This is a genomic window from Micromonospora sp. NPDC049662 (assembly GCF_040675055.1).
GTDB lineage: Bacteria > Actinomycetota > Actinomycetes > Mycobacteriales > Micromonosporaceae > Micromonospora.
Map to the genome: position 1 here is coordinate 26,514 of NZ_JBFAOC010000002.1, position 16,641 is coordinate 43,154.

At 71.7% G+C, this 16,641-nt stretch carries 13 protein-coding genes; 12 read left to right on the forward strand and 1 reads right to left on the reverse strand.

The features are described 5' to 3' along the window. The first annotated feature begins 19 nt into the window (after nt 1–19). Together AB0J36_RS01970 and AB0J36_RS01975 are read left to right on the forward strand one after the other, a co-directional pair. Nucleotides 20–1,180 carry an acyl-CoA dehydrogenase family protein gene (locus AB0J36_RS01970; protein ID WP_357123942.1) on the forward strand — a complete coding sequence of 387 codons (1,161 nt, stop codon included), beginning with the start codon at nt 20–22 and terminating at the stop codon, nt 1,178–1,180. Nucleotides 1,181–1,279: 99 nt separating this feature from the next. Further along, nucleotides 1,280–2,068, forward strand: coding sequence for a DUF4230 domain-containing protein (locus AB0J36_RS01975; protein WP_357123945.1), 789 nt, complete (start codon nt 1,280–1,282; stop codon nt 2,066–2,068). A gap of 389 nt (nt 2,069–2,457) precedes the next feature. On the opposite strand, the gene AB0J36_RS01980 is transcribed toward AB0J36_RS01975, so the two are convergent. Next, nucleotides 2,458–2,667: a PspC domain-containing protein gene (locus AB0J36_RS01980; protein ID WP_234589045.1), complete on the reverse strand. Its 210-nt coding sequence runs from the start codon at nt 2,665–2,667 to the stop codon at nt 2,458–2,460. A gap of 371 nt (nt 2,668–3,038) precedes the next feature. On the opposite strand from AB0J36_RS01980, the gene AB0J36_RS01985 reads away from it, so the two are divergent. The 10 genes from AB0J36_RS01985 to AB0J36_RS02030 all read left to right on the forward strand — a co-directional run bounded on the left by AB0J36_RS01985 (nt 3,039) and on the right by AB0J36_RS02030 (nt 16,625). Then, a complete protein-coding gene (locus AB0J36_RS01985; protein WP_357123949.1) occupies nt 3,039–4,409 on the forward strand; it encodes an L-serine ammonia-lyase in 1,371 nt (456 codons plus the stop codon). A 72-nt stretch (nt 4,410–4,481) separates the two neighbouring features. Continuing rightward, nucleotides 4,482–5,309 carry an ABC transporter permease gene (locus tag AB0J36_RS01990; RefSeq protein WP_357123952.1) on the forward strand — a complete coding sequence of 276 codons (828 nt, stop codon included), beginning with the start codon at nt 4,482–4,484 and terminating at the stop codon, nt 5,307–5,309. 1 nt (nt 5,310) lies between these two features. Continuing rightward, nucleotides 5,311–6,057, forward strand: a complete 747-nt coding sequence (locus tag AB0J36_RS01995; protein ID WP_355235253.1) for an ABC transporter ATP-binding protein — start codon at nt 5,311–5,313, stop codon at nt 6,055–6,057. A gap of 11 nt (nt 6,058–6,068) precedes the next feature. Beyond that, on the forward strand, nt 6,069–8,096 hold the full coding sequence (locus AB0J36_RS02000; RefSeq protein ID WP_363660072.1) for a DUF5941 domain-containing protein: 2,028 nt from the start codon (nt 6,069–6,071) through the stop codon (nt 8,094–8,096). A 16-nt stretch (nt 8,097–8,112) separates the two neighbouring features. Next, nucleotides 8,113–10,323: a bifunctional glycosyltransferase family 2 protein/CDP-glycerol:glycerophosphate glycerophosphotransferase gene (locus AB0J36_RS02005; protein ID WP_363660033.1), complete on the forward strand. Its 2,211-nt coding sequence runs from the start codon at nt 8,113–8,115 to the stop codon at nt 10,321–10,323. 132 nt (nt 10,324–10,455) lie between these two features. Further along, nucleotides 10,456–11,757, forward strand: a complete 1,302-nt coding sequence (locus AB0J36_RS02010) for an ABC transporter ATP-binding protein (RefSeq protein WP_357123960.1) — start codon at nt 10,456–10,458, stop codon at nt 11,755–11,757. 93 nt (nt 11,758–11,850) lie between these two features. Further along, entirely contained in the window at nt 11,851–12,873 is a 1,023-nt protein-coding gene (locus AB0J36_RS02015) for a hypothetical protein (RefSeq protein ID WP_363660034.1), read from the forward strand. Nucleotides 12,874–12,936: 63 nt separating this feature from the next. Beyond that, nucleotides 12,937–13,401 carry a DUF4442 domain-containing protein gene (locus AB0J36_RS02020; protein ID WP_357123965.1) on the forward strand — a complete coding sequence of 155 codons (465 nt, stop codon included), beginning with the start codon at nt 12,937–12,939 and terminating at the stop codon, nt 13,399–13,401. A gap of 60 nt (nt 13,402–13,461) precedes the next feature. Then, complete coding sequence (locus tag AB0J36_RS02025; RefSeq protein ID WP_363660035.1) at nt 13,462–14,253, forward strand: beta-phosphoglucomutase family hydrolase; 792 nt, start codon at nt 13,462–13,464, stop codon at nt 14,251–14,253. Beyond that, nucleotides 14,250–16,625: a glycoside hydrolase family 65 protein gene (locus tag AB0J36_RS02030; protein ID WP_357123971.1), complete on the forward strand. Its 2,376-nt coding sequence runs from the start codon at nt 14,250–14,252 to the stop codon at nt 16,623–16,625. The genes AB0J36_RS02025 and AB0J36_RS02030 overlap by 4 nt, the downstream gene beginning before the upstream one ends. Nucleotides 16,626–16,641 lie beyond the last annotated feature (16 nt).

The window sequence follows — 16,641 nt, forward strand, 5'->3', positions numbered from 1 at the left end:
GCTTCGTTAAGGTGGCGGCATGACTGCCCTCGATCTGCTCGACCTGGACCCGTCGCTCAGCGAGGAGGAGCGGCAGATCCGCGATGTCGTCCGCCGGCTGGTCGACGACCGGGTCCGCCCGCACGTCGCCGACTGGTACGAGGAGGGTCGCGTGCCGGCCCGCGAGCTGGCCCGGGAGTTCGGCAAGCTCGGGCTGCTCGGCATGCACCTGAGCGGGTACGGCTGCGCGGGCGCGTCCGCCGTCGCGTACGGGCTGGCGTGTCAGGAGTTGGAGGCCGCCGACTCGGGTGTCCGTTCGCTGGTCTCGGTGCAGGGCTCGCTGGCGATGTACGCCATCTGGCGCTTCGGCAGCGAGGAGCAGAAGCAACGCTGGCTGCCCCCGATGGCGACCGGCGAGGCGATCGGCTGCTTCGGCCTCACCGAGCCCGACCACGGCTCCGACCCGGGGTCCATGGCCACCCGGGCCCGCCGCGACGGCGACGACTGGGTGCTCACCGGCGGCAAGATGTGGATCACCAACGCGCCGATCGCCGACGTCGCCGTGATCTGGGCGCGAACCGACGACGGGGTACGCGGTTTCGCCGTACCCATGGACACGCCCGGTGTCACGGCGCGCGAGATCCGCCGCAAGATGTCGCTGCGCGCGTCGCTGACCGGCGAGATCGTGCTCGACGACGTCCGGCTTCCGGCCGACGCGCAACTGCCCGGGGCCGTCGGGCTCAAGGCCCCGCTGAGCTGCCTTACCGAGGCCCGCCACGGCATCGTCTGGGGCGCCGTCGGCGCGGCGCGCGACTGCCTGGAAACCACCCTGGCGTACGCCACCACGCGCACCCAGTTCGGCCGACCGCTCGCCGGGTTCCAACTCACCCAGGCCAAGCTCGCCGACATGGCCGTCGAGCTGGTGAAGGCGCAACTGCTCGCGCTGCACCTCGGCCGGCTCGCCGACGCCGGCCGGCTGCGCCCCGACCAGGTGAGCGTGGGCAAACTGAACAACGTGCGGGAGGCGCTGGCCATCGCCCGGCAGTGCCGCACCATCCTCGGTGCCAACGGCGTCTCCGGCGAGTACCCGGTGCTGCGGCACGCGAACAACCTGGAGAGCGTGTTGACGTACGAGGGCACCTCGGAGATCCACCAGCTGATCGTCGGCCAGCGGCTCACCGGGCTTTCCGCCTTCGCCTGACCTGCCCGTTTACGCTTTCCGGCCGCTCGCCGCGCGGCTGTCGTACGGGGGCCGTACCGTCATTGACAGACGACGTGTCTGACGAGGACGGTGAGTGTGATGGCTCGCGACGCTGACATCAACGAGCCCACGAGGGAGTTCCCCGGTTACCCGACCGGCGACGACCTCAGGGAGCGCTCGGCCGCGACACCCGACCCGACTCCGGGCGGGCCGGAGGGCACCGATGGTCCCGGCACCGGTGGGGGTGGGGGTGCGGCCCGCGGGCTGCTCCTGCTGCTCGGCGCGGCCGCGCTGGCCGTGGTGGTGCTGCTCGGCGTGCAGGCGACCGGCTTTCTGCCGGACTTCCGTAACCCGTTCGCCAAGGAGCAGACCGACCGCAGCCAGCCGCCGCTGCTGAAGTCGATCCAGGATCTGAGCCGCTACGTGGCGGCCGAAGGCAACTTCCAGGTCGTGGTCGACACCCAGAACGACCGGCGCAACGTCCCGGACTTCCTGCTCAACGAGCGCACGCTGTTCGTCGGAGCCGGCAGCATCGAGGCGTACGTCGACTTCACCAAGATCGGTGAGGGTGCCGTGGTGCAGTCCGCCGACGGCAAGTCCGTCGAGATCAAGCTGCCCGCGCCGCAGCTCGGCGAGACCAACCTCGACATGGAGAAGAGCTACGTCTTCGCCGAGCAGCGTGGCCTGCTCAACCGGCTCGGTGACCTGGTCGGCAACGACCCCAACCGGCAGCAGCAGATCTACCAGCTGGCCGAGGAGCGGATCACCGCCGCCGCCCGGGACAGCGGGCTCTCCGCCCGCGCCGAGGAGAACACCCGCAAGATGCTGGAGGGGCTGCTGCGCTCGCTGGGCTACCAGCAGGTCACGGTCACGTACACGGCCCCCTGACCCAGCGCCTCGGCGCTTCGGTCTTCAGCGCCCCGGCGTTCTGGCTTACGCAGCGCCCGCCCCGACGATGGTCGAGGCGGGCGCTGCCCCGTCCGCCGCGCCGTCGCCCGGTCCGCCTCCGCTGCCGCGCCGTCGCCCGTCCGCCGCCGCTGCCCGGTCTGCCGCGCCGTCGAACGGGTTGATCCACTCCACATCGCCGATCTCGGGGCATCACCGCCCTCGGAAAGCCCCACATCGGCGATGTGGAGTGGATCAAGGACCGATAGAGCGATGGGCCGCCAAGATCCGCGCAACTTCGAGGATCCTGCTGCCTCCGACGATCGGGAAGCAGCAGTATCCCCGAAGTTGTGACCGGCTGCGGCCGGTCTGCACCGAGGCCGGGGGTGGGGTCAGTGGCCGGTGGAGGCCAGGTAGCGGTCCTCGTTGGGCATGAGGACCCAGAGGATCAGGTAGACGATCACCTGGGTGCCGGGCAGCAGCAGGGACAGCAGGAACAGCAGCCGGACCATCCCGGCGGACATGCCGAACCGCTGACCGAGGCCGGCGCAGACACCGGCGAGCATGCGCCCCTGGCGGGGTCGGACCAGTTTGCGACTCATCGTCGTACTCCCACTCTGCGGCGGTGTGCCGCGTCTGCAATCCACGGTAGAAAGGGGCGGCCGCTCCGCCCTCGGTCCCGAGGAGGATCGGCGACCCGTGGACCCGTAGGTACTTACCCGTGCGGCCCCCGCCCGACGCCCCCGCGCCCCCGCGCCCCCCGCGCGCCCTGCGGCCCCGCGCCGCCATGATCGGATGGACCGGCTGCGCTGCTCGGGTAAGGGGTGAGCAGGGCAGGTAGGCTGACAGGTCGGGCACCCGCACCCCGGGTGACCGGCGGCCACCCGACCGGGCGGTCACGAGCGGGGCTGCCGATCGGCGGCCACGACCGGGCGGAAACCCGACCACGGGAGCACGCCGAGGAAGCGCAGCCATGATCAGTGTTTTCGACCTCTTCAGCGTCGGCATCGGGCCGTCCAGCTCGCACACGGTGGGGCCGATGCGGGCGGCGCGTACGTTCGTCGCCGGGCTCAAGGCCGACGGGCTGCTCACCGACACCGCGCGGGTGCAGGCGGAGCTGTTCGGGTCGCTGGGCGCGACCGGGCACGGGCACGGCAGCGGGCCGGCGGTGCTGCTGGGGCTTGCCGGCGAGTCCCCGGAGACGGTTGACACGGACACCGTCGGTCCTCGCGTCGAGCGCATCCGCGCTGAGCGGCGGATCAGCCTCCTCGACGCGCACGAGATCGACTTCGACCCCGATCGGGACCTGACGCTGCACCGTCGCCGGTCGTTGCCGTACCACCCGAACGGGATGACCTTCGCGGCCTTCAACGCGGCCGGGGAGCAGGTCAGGACCCGCACCTACTACTCCGTCGGTGGCGGTTTCGTGGTGGACGAGGCGGCGGCGGGCGCGGACAAGATCAAGCCAGACACGACGCGGGTGCGGTACCCGTTCCTGACCGGGGCGCAGCTCCTCGACGTCACCACCCGTACCGGGCTGTCGATCAGCGAGGTGATGCTGGCCAACGAGCGTTCGTGGCGCAGCGAGGCGGAGATCCGGGCGGGCCTGCTGGAGATCTGGCGGGTGATGCGGGAGTGCGTGCAGCGCGGTTGCGAGCGGGACGGCGTACTCCCTGGGGGTTTGAAGGTCCGGCGGCGCGCGGCGGAGCTGCGGCGCGGCCTGGAGGCGGACGCCGGGACGGCCGACCCGTTGCACGCGATGGACTGGGTGACGCTGTTCGCCCTGGCGGTGAACGAGGAGAACGCTGCCGGAGGTCGGGTGGTGACCGCCCCGACGAACGGCGCGGCGGGGATCATCCCGGCGGTGCTGCACTACTACAGCCGGTTCGTCGAGGGCGCCGACGACGACGGGGTGGTGCGGTTCCTGCTCGCGGCCGGCGCGATCGGGGTGCTGTTCAAGGAGAACGCGTCGATCTCCGGCGCGGAGGTCGGCTGCCAGGGTGAGGTCGGCTCGGCGTGTTCGATGGCGGCGGCGGGCCTGGCCGAGGTGCTCGGCGGCACGCCGGAGCAGGTGGAGAACGCGGCCGAGATCGGGATGGAGCACAACCTCGGGTTGACCTGTGACCCGGTGGGTGGCCTGGTGCAGATCCCCTGCATCGAGCGCAACGCCGTGGCTAGCATCAAGGCGATCACGGCCGCCCGGTTGGCGCTGCGCGGCGACGGTGTGCACAAGGTGTCGCTGGACAAGGTCATCAAGACCATGCGGGAGACGGGCGCCGACATGAAGGTCAAGTACAAGGAGACGGCGCGTGGCGGTCTGGCCGTCAACGTGATCGAGTGCTGAAGCTGGTCGATTCAGGGCATTCGTTCACCGACTGCTAACCTGGCGTCCGTTTGCGGGAGGCGGGAGGCGGCGGTGACCTCTGGCGTCGCGGCCCTGTGGTCGCACCGCAACTCGCTGCGCATCCTGGTCCGGCGGGACCTGGCGGTCAAGTACCAGCAGTCGGTGCTGGGCTACTTCTGGTCGCTGATCGAGCCGCTGGGCATGGGCGCGATCTACTGGTTCGTCTTCGGCGTGCTCTACTCCCGCGACACCGGCCGACACCTCGGCGAGGCCGCCGGGTCGTACCCGCTGTTCCTGATCACCGGCATCTTCGCCTGGATGTGGACCAGTTCGGCGCTGAGCGAGGCGACCAACGCGCTGACCGGCCAGTCCCGGCTGATCACCACGATGAACGTGCCCCGGCAGGTCTTCCCGATCGGCCGGGTCAGCGGACGGTTCGCCGAGTACGCGGCCGGCCTGCCGATCCTGGCCGCCATCGCGGTGATCTACGCGGCGCACGGGCGGATCCACCCCGGCTGGTCGCTGCTCGCCCTGCCGCTGGCGGTGGCCGTGCAGGCCGTGCTGCTGGTCGGGCTGGCCCTGTTGCTGTCGGCCTGGAACGTGCTGATGCGCGACGTGGAACGGCTGATGCGGCTGATCATCCGGGTGCTCTTCTACGCCACGCCGATCATCTATCCGCTCAGCCTGGTCCGGGAGTCCGGCCTGCCGCACTGGCTGAAGGTGGTGTACGAGCTGAACCCGCTGGTCGGGATCTTCCAGCTGCACCACGCGATCTGGTACCCGGACGAGTTTCCCGACGCCCGGCTGCTCGCCACCACGATCGCCGGCAGCCTGCTGGTGCTGGCCGCCGGCTGGTGGTCGTTCCGCCGGCTGGAGCCCGCCGTGCTCAAGGAACTCTGACGTGGCCGCGCCGATCATCGAGGCGGACGGTCTGGGCATCCGGTTCGTCCGCAACCGTCGCCGCCAGCTGCGGCTGCGGGAGCTGTTCATCCATCGGGGTGGGCGCGGTGCCCTGCCCGGCCAGTTCTGGCCGTTGCGCGACGTGTCGTTCACCGTCGAGCCGGGCGAGACCGTCGGCGTGATCGGCCGCAACGGCACCGGCAAGAGCACGCTGCTGCGGCTGATCGCCGGGGTGCTCATTCCGGACGAGGGCGACATCCGGGTGCACGGCGCGGTGGCGCCGCTGCTGGAGTTGTCCGCCGGTTTCTCGAACGACCTGACCGGCCGGGAGAACCTGCACCTGGTCGGTGGGCTGCACGGACTGTCGACGAGCTACCTGAAGCGGCACTTCGACGAGATCGTCGAGTTCGCCGGTGAGCAGGTGGAGCGGGCCATCGACACGTCGGTGCGGCACTACTCGTCGGGGATGAAGGTGCGGCTGGGCTTCGCGATCATCTCGCACCTGCCGCACCCGATCCTGCTGATGGACGAGGTGACCGCGGTCGGGGACGCGGAGTTCCGCAAGAAGTGTTACGCGACGATTGACCGTCTGCTCGGGGAGGGGCGCACGCTCGTGCTGGTGTCACACAACGAAAAGGACCTGACCCGGTTCTGTCGTCGGGGGTTGTACCTCGACGCGGGCCGGTTGACGCTCGACGGCACCATCGCCGAGGCGCTCGACGCGTACCACGCCGCGGTCCCGCGGTGACGCTCGCGATCGTGCTCGCCGCCGGGAGTTCCGCGGCGGGCCTCACCACCGCGGGCGGCGAGCCGCTGGCCGACCGGCTCGCCGACCAGCTGCGCCGGGCCGGCGCGGCCGACGTGCGCTTCGCCGCCACCCTGGACGAGCTGGCCGCGCTGGCCGACGCCGCCACCGGTCCGCTGCTGGTCACCGGCACCGACCTGGTGGCACACACCGCCGTGCTGCGGCACCTCGCCACCAGCCCGGTGGGACCGACCGTGGCGCTGGTGCTGGGTGACCCGCCGGTGCCGGGCCGGACGGCGGTGCGCGAGGAGCGCGGCCAGGTGGTCGACGCGGGCCCGCTGGACGCTCTCGACGGCGACGCGACCGGCGTGTTCGGTGGCGCGCTCCGGGTCGGCGTGGATGACCTGCCGACCCTCGCCGCCGCCGCCCGGGCCGCCGCCGTCGGCGCGCGGCCGGTTGCCGCCCCGGTCGGCCCGGCCGGGGACGTGTCGCCGCTGCCGGCGGCCGGCAGCGCCGGCCACGACGACCCCGGGTCCGCCGTGGACCGGCTCGTCGCGGGTCTCGCGGCCCTCGGCACTCTGATCTTCGCCCAGCGGGTACGTCTGCTCGTGGCGCACCGGGTCGAGGACGCCGCCGCCCTGGTCGCCGCCGAGGCGGCGGTGACGTCGGTCGACGAGGACCGGGCCGAGCTGCGGCTGTCGGTGAAGGAGCGGGACGACTTCTTCTCGACGTACTTCGTCAGCACCTGGTCGCCGTACGTGGTGCGGTTGGCGGCCCGGCTGCGCCTCACCCCGACCGGGGTGACGGTGATCTCGGTGCTCTTCGCGCTGGGTGCCGCGGTGCTGTTCGGGGTCGGTGGGCGGCTCGCGCTCGTCAGCGGCGCGGTGCTGCTCTACCTGGGCTTCGTGTTGGACTGCGTGGACGGCCAGCTGGCCCGCTACACCCGGCACTTCAGCGCCTGGGGCGGCTGGCTGGACACGATGGCCGACCGGGCCAAGGAGTACCTGGTCTACGCCGGGCTGGGCTTCGGCGTGAGCCACGCCGGGCTGGGCAACGGCTGGGCCCTCGCCATCGCCGCGATGACGTTGCAGACCGTCCGACACATGACCGACACCTGGTACGGGGCGCTGCACGACGAGGCGGCCCGCCGACCGCGGACGACGACGGGCGCCAGCGGCGGGATCGGTGACCGGCTGAACGCCGCGTCCACCCGGGTGCAGGCGGACACCGGCTCGGTGTCGTACTGGCTGAAACGGACCGTCGTCTTTCCGATCGGGGAGCGGTGGGCGCTGATCGCGCTGACCGTGGCGCTGTTCAACCCGCTGGTCAGCCTGATCGCGGTGCTGGTGTGGGGTGGGCTGGCGTTCGCGTACACCGGTGCCCTGCGGACGCTGCGGGCCCGCTGGATGTGGGTGCCGGTGCTGGACACGGTCGACGCCACCCTGCACCGCGACGACGGTCCGTTGGCCCGTCGACTGCCGGTGGTCCGTCCGATGGGGCCGCTGACCCTGGCGGTGATCGCCGCGCTCGGCCCGGCGGCGCTGCTGGTCGCCGCCGGACTGGGCGACGCGCCGGACGGGCTGCGCTGGGCGGTGCCGATGGCGTTGCTGGTGCTGCTGGCCGGCGGCCTCGGCGCGGGGGCCGCGCACAACGGGCCGCTGGACTGGCTGGTGCCGGCCGCGTTGCGGGCCGCCGAGTACCTGTTCGCGATCGCGGTCGGTGTGGTCGGTGGCGCGCCCGGATGGCTGATCTTCGGGTACGTCTTCGTGCTCACCGTGCACCACTACGACCTGACCGCCCGGTTGGAGAAGCGGCAGGCGGCCCCCCCGCTGCACGTCGCCACGCTGGGCTGGGACGGACGGTCGGTGCTGCTCGCCCTCCTGGCGATTGCCGGCGTCGTGAGTATCGGCATGGCTACACTCGGTGCGTACCTTCTCGTGGTTTTCGTGGTGAGCGTCGTCCTGGCCTGGTTCGTCCGGCCGGCCCGTGGCGCGCGGGCGTCGGCCGCGCCGGTGGGCGCGGGAGGTGTCGCGCCGCGCTGACGAAAGGGGCGGCCGGATGACCCTGATCAGTTTCGTGGTGCCGGCCTTCCGGGTGCAGGGTTATCTGCGCGAGTGCCTGGACTCGATCCTGGGCCAGTCGGAGACCGACCTCGAGCTGATCGCGGTCGACGACTGCTCGCCGGACGCCAGCGGCGAGATCATCGACGAGTACGCGGCCCGTGACCAGCGGGTCCGGGCCGTGCGACTGTCGGAGAACGTCGGTCTCGGTCCAGCCCGCAACATCGGGTTGGACCGGGCCGTCGGCGAGTACGTGTGGTTCCTCGACGGGGACGACTGGCTGGCGCCGGACTGCCTGTCGGAGGTGGCCGCCCGCCTGCGGGCGACCCGGCCGGACGTGCTGCTGGTGGACCACGTCCGGACACACTGGAACGACACCGCCACCCGCAGCGCGATGGCCGAGGTGTTCCCCGCGTCGCCCGGTCCGGAGACGTTCGCGCTGCGGGAACGGCCGGCGGCCATGCGGCTGCTGCACACCGCCTGGAACCGGTTGGTCCGCCGGGAGTTCCTGGTCAACCTGGGTCTGCGCTTCGCGGCCGGTTGGTACGAGGACGTCTCGTTCAGCTACCCGGTGCTGATGGGGGCGCGTCGGATCGGCGTCCTCGATCGGGTGTGCGTGAACTACCGGCAGCGCCGCGCCGGCGCGATCACGAAGACCCGGGGGGACCGGCACTTCGAGGTCTTCGCCCAGTGGCACCGGGTCTTCCTCCTGATGGATGCCTGGTCGCCGGCCGTGGACGCGCTACGGCCGGCGGTCTTCGAGCGGATGATCTGGCACTACCTCACCGTGCTCGGCAATGGTCAGCGCATCGCCCCCGAGCTGCGGCCGGTGTTCTTCGCGCAGATCACCGCGGACTACGCGCGGTGGCTGCCGGTCGGGGGGTACCCCGTGCCGGAGGGCGTCGAAGGGGTGAAGCACCGGCTGGTCGCGAGTGGCCGGTGGCGGACGTTCAGTGCCCTGCGGGCCGCCAGCCGGGCCCGGGACACGGCCCGCCGGCAGGCGCGTACCGCCCGGCGTCGGGTCGCCCCGGTGGCCCGGCGCGGCGCCCGGCTCACCCGCGACGGCCTGCTGCGCGAGTACTACCGGGCGGAGCTGCGCCGGCCCGTGGACCCCACGCTCGCGGTGTACGCCGCCTACTGGTTCCGGGGATACTCCTGCAACCCGGCGGCGATCTACGAGGCCGCCCGTCGGCTGGCCCCCGAGGTGCGCGGGGTGTGGATCGTGCGCCGCGACCGGGTGGACGCCGTGCCGGACGGAGTGGAGTACGTGGTCGCCGGCACGCCGGCCTACTACCGCGTGCTGGCCCGCGCCCGCTGGCTGGTCAACAACGTGAACTACCCGGACTTCGTCCGTAAGCGGCCGGAGCAGGTACACGTGCAGACCCACCACGGCACGCCGGTCAAGGTGATGGGGTTGGACCAGCAGCGCTATCCGATCGGCGCGGGCCGGATGGACTTCGCCGGCCTGCTGCGCCGGGTGGACCGCTGGGACTACAGCGTCAGCTCCAACAGCTTCTCCACCCAGATGTGGGATCGGGCCTACCCGGCCACGTACGCCACGCTGGAGGTGGGTTATCCGCGCAACGATCGGCTGGTCGCCGCCGGTCCCGACGAGGTGCGCCGGCTGCGCGCCGAGTTCGGCCTCGCCCCCGACGAGCAGGTGGTGCTGTACGCCCCGACGCATCGCGAGCACCTGCCCGGTTACCGGCCGCCGTTCGACCCGGACCGGCTCGTCGACGCGCTGGGTGACTCGGGCCGGCTGCTGATGCGCAGCCACTACTTCCACGACCGGGAGCGCCGGCCAGGTCGTCCGGCGGAGTTCCACCGGGTCCGCGACGTCAGCGGCTACCAGCGGGTGGAGGACCTCTACCTGATCGCCGACGTGCTGGTCACCGACTACTCCTCGGCGATGTTCGACTACGCGGTGCTGGACCGGCCCATCGTGCTCTACACCCCGGACTGGGAGGCGTACCGCCTGGCCCGGGGGGTCTACTTCGACGTCACGGCGGAGCCGCCGGGCGCGGTGGCCGCCACGTTCACCGACCTGCTCGATCTGTTCCGGACCGACGCGGTGCGCTCGGACGCGGCGAACAAGGCCCGCGAGCGTTTCCGCAGCCGGTTCTGCGGGCTGGACGACGGGCGGGCTGCCGAGCGGGTGGTGCGCCGGGTTTTCCTCGGCGAGCTGCCTGACCAGCCGCAGGGCTGCTGACCGCGCGCACTCCCGTACGCCGTGTAATGGTGGCGTCATAAGCCGAACATGAGACGTTTACCCGATGTGCGGGACCAATGATCCTGGTCACAGTCATCAGGAGTTCGGCCGAGAGACGTGGGGGACCTGACGGTGAGTACCGTCGCACTCAAAGATGTGACCAAGGTTTTCAAGGACGGCACACTCGCCGTCGACAGCATAAATCTGGACGTGAACGACGGCGAGTTCATGGTGTTGCTGGGCCCGTCCGGCTGCGGCAAGTCCACAGTGCTGCGCATGATCGCCGGTCTGGAGGACCCGACGCAGGGAGCGGTGCTGCTCGACGGGGAGCTCGCGAACGACCTGCCGCCACGCGACCGCAAGATCGCCATGGTCTTCCAGGACTTCGCGCTCTACCCGCACATGACCGTCGGCGACAACATCGCCTTTCCGCTGCGGCTGGCCGGGGTGGAACCGGAACCGCGCGGCGAGCGGGTTACCGACGTGGCGAGCGCGCTCGGCATCAGCGACGTGCTCGGCCGCAAGCCGGGCCAGCTCTCCGGCGGCCAGCGCCAGCGGGTCGCCATGGGCCGCGCGATCGTCCGGCGGCCGGGGCTCTTCCTGATGGACGAGCCGCTGTCGAACCTGGACAGCGGGCTGCGCGCCGAGCTGCGGGCGGAGATCTCCGGGCTGACCCGGGAGCTGGGCGTCACCACCGTCTACGTGACCCACGACCAAGCCGAGGCGCTGACCATGGCCGACCGGGTGGCCATCATGCGCCGGGGCGTGCTCCAGGACGTGGGCACGCCCACCCAGGTATACGGCCGTCCGGCGACGCTCTATGTGGCGGCGTTCCTGGGTAGCCCCCGGATGAACCTGCTGGAGGCGTCGGTCTACGTCCACCTCGACCGGTACATCGCGCTCAACCTCGGTGAGCAGTCGCTCTACCTGCCGTGGAACGACATCCGCAGCCGGGCGGTGGCGCACTACCACGGCGAGCGGATCGTGGTCGGCATGCGGGCCGAGGCGCTCACCCCGGTCGCCCCGGACAGCCCCGGTGACGTGCTGCGCGGACGGATCCGTTACCTGGAGCACCACGGGCACGAGTCGCTGGCGTTCCTCGACATCGGGGCGACCGCGATCATGGTGGACGAGATGGGCGCGCCGCTCGACCCGCCGCCGGTGGGCCAGCGTGGCCTGCGCCGGTTCGGCGCGGTGATGCAGCGGCTCACCGGCAAGCCGGTGGAGTCCGAGGAGGAGCCGAGCGGAGCGTCGCGGACGACCAGCGTCCTGCCCGACCCGGGTCGGCACCACCGCCGCCCGGCGGAGCTGGCGGTGCGACTCGCGCCGTACCCGGCCGTCACGGCCGGGCATCCGCTCGCCGTGTCGGTCCGGATGGACGCGCTGCACTTCTTCGACGAGCGCGGTGCGCGTATCGACGTGGGGTGGCGGTGACGCCACGCCGGAGCGGGGTGGCGGCCCGCCTGTCCGGTGCCCTACCGTCTGCCCACCTAGTCCATTTCGTGCCTGACCGAGAGGGGTGCGCCCGTGTCGGGTGACCGTCCCAGTCCGCTCGTCATCGAGCGCATCCTGCGGGACCGCCAGGGCATCTGGCAGCAGATCGTGGCCGAGGGCGACCTCAACGCGCTGACCGGGCGGATGCTGGCCAGCTCCGCCATCGCCCTCGCCTGTTACGGGGCGGTGCTCGGCGCGTTCCACAGCCCGCTGATGGCCCTGACGTCCGCGCTGAAGCTGCCCCTGCTGTTCCTGGTGACGCTGGCCATCTGCCTGCCCACGCTGTACCTGTTCAACCTGGTGTTCGGCGCCCGGCTCTCGGTGCGTCAGTCGTTGGCGCTGGTGATGGTGGCGATCACCGTCACCTCGATGCTCGCGGTGGCGTTCGCGCCGATCAGCCTCTTCTTCCTGATCACCGCGCCCGACTACGGCTTCTTCAAGCTGCTCAACGTCGCGATCCTGACGCTGTCGGCGCTGGTCGGGCTGCGCTTCCTGACCGGTGGCATGCAGGTGCTCAACGACCACGGCCTGCTCGCCCCGGCGACGACCACGGCCACCGTTCCGGCTCAGGTCAGCGTGCCGGCGGCGGCCAATGCTCCGGTCCAGGTCGACGCTCCGGTCGCGGTGCCGGTGGGCGGCACGCCGGGCGCCGCTGAGCCGGTAGCGGTTCCGGCCGGCGCGGCCGTCGCGTCGGCGGCGAACGGTGCCGCGCCCGAGGGCGCGAGCGCCACGACCACCACGCCGGCCCCGGCGGCTGTTCCGACGCAGTGGGGTGGGCAGCCCGGCACCGCGTTCCCGCCCGGCATGGTGCCGCCGGGTTACCCGGCGCAGCAGCGCCACTGGGGCAACCCGCCGGTGCGGCGGGGCGAGCCCACACAGCGCCCGGCCAGCATGACGCTGCTCTACATCTGGATCCTGCTCTTCGGCTTCGTGGGCACCCAGTTGGCGTGGACGCTGCGCCCGTTCTTCGGCGATCCGGGTCAGGATTTCTCCCTCTTCCGGAGCATCGACGGCAACTTCTACGCCGAGATCCTGCGCACGATCGCCAACCTCTGACGGTTGTCGTAGTCGGGGAAAACCCTGGTTGCCGCCCTGGTTACCGAGAAGTAGCGTCGGGTCATGACCATCGACTCCCGCCAGGTGGCGGCCGGCATCCTGCAATCGGTGCCGTTCGCCCGCACGCTCGGCATCGAATTCGTCGAGGTGGCGCCCGAGGCGGACGGCGGGGTGCGGGCCGTCGTCCGGCTCCCCGACACGCCGGCCACCCACAACCACGTCGGCGGCCCGCACGCCGGGGCGATGTTCACGCTCGGCGAGACGGCCTCCGGCGCGGTCGTGCTGGCCGCCTTCGGGCAGCTCCTCGACCGGGCCGTGCCGCTCGCCGTCCGAGCCGAGATCGCCTACCGCAAGCTGGCCCTGGGGTCGGTGCTGGCGACCGCGCGGCTGGGGCGTCCGGCGTCGGAGGTGGTCGCGGAGCTGGAGGCCGGTCAGCGGCCCGAGTTCGACATCGAGGTGGAGATCGCCACCGAGGACGGCACGCCCACGTCGACCATGACGGTGATCTGGACCCTGCGGCCGAACTGAGCGGCCCGGCGGCGGCTCAAAACGGGTTTGCGCACCCAGCCGGGTGGTTAGATTCGTACCGTGCTGGGCCTACCTGCTCATGTGACCGCCTGTCTCTTCGATCTGGACGGTGTGCTGACGCAGACCGCCCGGGTGCACAACGCCGCCTGGACCGAGACGTTCGACGAGTTCCTGCGTAAGCGCGCCGCGGCGACCGGGCAACCCTTCCAACCGTTCGACCCCGGCCCCGACTACAACCGCTACGTCGACGGCCGACCGCGTGCCGACGGCGTCCGGTCGTTCCTCGAGTCCCGGGGAATCGTGCTTGCCGAGGGCAGCCCGGACGATCCGCCGGACGCCGACACGGTCAACGGCATCGGCAACCGCAAGAACGTCCTGCTGCTGGATCGTCTGCGCACCTCCGGCGTCGAGGTCTATCCGGGCTCGGTGAGCTATCTGCGGGCGGCGACCGACGCCGGGCTGCGCCGAGCGGTGGTCACCGCGAGCGCCAACGGGCGCGAGGTGGTCGCCGCCGCCGGCCTGGCGGACCTGCTGGAGGCCCGAATCGACGGGCTCGTGGCCCGGGAACAGAAGCTGCGCGGCAAACCCCACCCCGACACCTTCCTGGCCGGCGCCAAGGTCCTGGGCGTCGACCCGGCGCAGGCCGCCGTCTTCGAGGACGCGCTCTCCGGGGTGGCCGCCGGCCGGGCGGGCGGATTCGGGTACGTGATCGGCGTCGACCGGGTGGGACAGGCCGACGAACTGCTCGCGCACGGCGCGGACGTGGTGGTCAAGGACCTCGCGGACCTGCTCGACGCGGGCGACGCCGCCCCGCCGGCACCCCGCCCCGCCGGCGAACGGGACCGCACGTGATCCGGGAACGGGCCTATCCCGTCGAGCCCTGGCACATCCGGGAGACCCGCCTGGACATGGACGTGCTGGCCCAGTCGGAATCGGTCTTCGCGCTCTCCAACGGGCACGTCGGTCTGCGCGGCAACCTCGACGAGGGCGAGCCGCACGGGCTGCCCGGCACCTACCTCAACTCGTTCTACGAGCTACGTCCGCTGCCGTACGCGGAGGCCGGCTACGGTTTCCCCGAGTCGGGGCAGACCATCGTCAACGTCACCAACGGCAAGCTGATCCGCCTGCTCGTGGACGACGAACCGCTCGACGTGCGCTACGGCGAGCTGCTGTCCCACGAGCGGATCCTCGACCTGCGGGCCGGCACCCTGCACCGGGAGCTGCACTGGCGCTCCCCGGCCGGCCGCGAGGTCAAGGTCCGCAGCACCCGGCTCGTGTCGTTCACCCAGCGGTCGGTCGCCGCGATCAGCTACGAGGTGGAGGCCGTCGACGGCCCGCTGCGCTTGATCGTGCAGTCCGAGCTGGTGGCCAACGAGTCGCTGCCCGCGCAGAGCAAGGACCCCCGGGTCGCGGCCGTGCTGGAATCGCCGTTGCTGGCCGAGGAGGAGCTGACCACCCCGGACGGCGGCCAGCTCATCCACCGCACGAAGGTGTCCGGGCTGCGCGTCGCCGCCGCCATGGAGCACGAGGTGCACGGCCCGGACCACACCACCATCGAGTCCGAGGGGTACGAGGACTGGGTGCGCACCACCATCGGCTGCGTGCTCAAGCCCGGCGAGAAGCTGCGGGTGGTCAAGTATCTGACGTACGGCTGGTCGAGTCGACGTTCGTTGCCCGCGCTGCGCGACCAGGTCGGCGCGGCGCTGGCCGGCGCCCGGTTGGACGGTTGGGACGGGTTGCACCGAGAGCAGCGCGCCTACCTGGACGAGTTCTGGGACGCGGCCGACGTGCTGGTCGAGGGTGATCCGGAGATCCAGCAGGCCGTCCGCTTCGGGCTGTTCCACGTGCTCCAGGCGGGGGCCCGTGCCGAGCAGCGGCCGATCTCGGCGAAGGGGCTGACCGGCCCCGGCTACGACGGGCACGCCTTCTGGGACACCGAGATGTTCGTCCTGCCGGTCCTCACGTACACCCAGCCCAGCGCGGTGCGCAGCGCCCTGCAGTGGCGGCACAGCACGCTGGAACAGGCCCGGGAACGGGCGGCGACGCTCAACTTCAAGGGCGCCGCCTTCCCCTGGCGGACAATCGAGGGGCCGGAGTCGTCCGGGTACTGGCCGGCGGGTACGGCGGCGTTCCACATCGCCGCCGACATCGCCGACGCGGTCCGACGGTACGTGCTGGTCACCGGGGACACCGCCACCGAGCGGGAGATCGGGCTGGAGCTGCTGGTGGAGACCGCCCGGCTGTGGCGCTCGATCGGGCACCACGACCGGCACGGCCGGTTCCACATCGACGGGGTGACCGGTCCGGACGAGTACACGGCGGTGAAGAACGACAACATCTACACCAACCTGATGGCCCAGCGGAACCTGCTCACCGCCGCTGACGTCGTCATGCGCTACCGGGACGACGCGTTCCACCTCGGCGTCACCGACGAGGAGGCGGCGAGCTGGCGGGACGCCGCCACGTCGATGCACGTGCCGTACGACGACGAGCTGGACGTGCACCAGCAGGTGGAGGGGTTCACCCGGTTGCAGGAGTGGGACTTCGCGCACACGCCCGCCGAGAAGTACCCGCTGCTGCTGCACTATCCGTACTTCGACCTGTACCGCAAACAGGTCGTCAAGCAGGCCGACCTGGTCCTGGCGATGCACTGGCGGGGGGACGCGTTCACCCCCGAGCAGAAGGTTCGCAACTTCCTCTACTACGAGCGTCGGACGGTGCGCGACTCGTCGCTGTCGGCCTGCACCCAGTCGGTGCTCGCCGCCGAGGTCGGCCATCCCGACCTGGCGCACATCTATCTCCGCGAGGCCGCGCTGATGGACCTGCACGACCTCAACGAGAACACCCGCGACGGCGTGCACATGGCCTCGCTGGCCGGCGCGTGGCTCGCTTTGGTCAGCGGGCTGGGCGGGCTGCGTGACCACGACGGCGAGCTGTCGTTCGCGCCCCGGCTCTCCAGCCGGCTGAGCCGCCTGGAGTTCTCCCTTCAGTGGCGGGGTCTGGCGCTGCGGGTCGACGTCCGCCCGCACCAGACGACGTACGCGCTGCGCCACGGTGGCCCGGACGACGTCGTCGAGTTGCGCCACCACGACCAGATGGTGCGGGTCACCTGCGACGAACCGGTGACGGTGCCGGTGCCGCCGGCCGAGCCCTCGGGGCCGCCGCCGGAGCAGCCGCCGGGGCGCTCGCCCCTGCTCCGGCTCCCCGAGGCCAAGCAGCAGTGACGGCCGGGGCGGGAGT

What these genes read in the sequence shown, in the direction of transcription:
- AB0J36_RS01970 (WP_357123942.1), top strand. Translation starts at nt 20, where the DNA reads ATGACTGCCCTCGATCTGCTCGACCTGGACCCGTCGCTCAGCGAGGAG.
- AB0J36_RS01980 (WP_234589045.1), bottom strand. Translation starts at nt 2,667, where the DNA reads ATGAGTCGCAAACTGGTCCGACCCCGCCAGGGGCGCATGCTCGCCGGT.
- AB0J36_RS02020 (WP_357123965.1), top strand. Translation starts at nt 12,937, where the DNA reads ATGACCATCGACTCCCGCCAGGTGGCGGCCGGCATCCTGCAATCGGTG.
- AB0J36_RS02005 (WP_363660033.1), top strand. Translation starts at nt 8,113, where the DNA reads ATGACCCTGATCAGTTTCGTGGTGCCGGCCTTCCGGGTGCAGGGTTAT.
- AB0J36_RS01975 (WP_357123945.1), top strand. Translation starts at nt 1,280, where the DNA reads ATGGCTCGCGACGCTGACATCAACGAGCCCACGAGGGAGTTCCCCGGT.
- AB0J36_RS01985 (WP_357123949.1), top strand. Translation starts at nt 3,039, where the DNA reads ATGATCAGTGTTTTCGACCTCTTCAGCGTCGGCATCGGGCCGTCCAGC.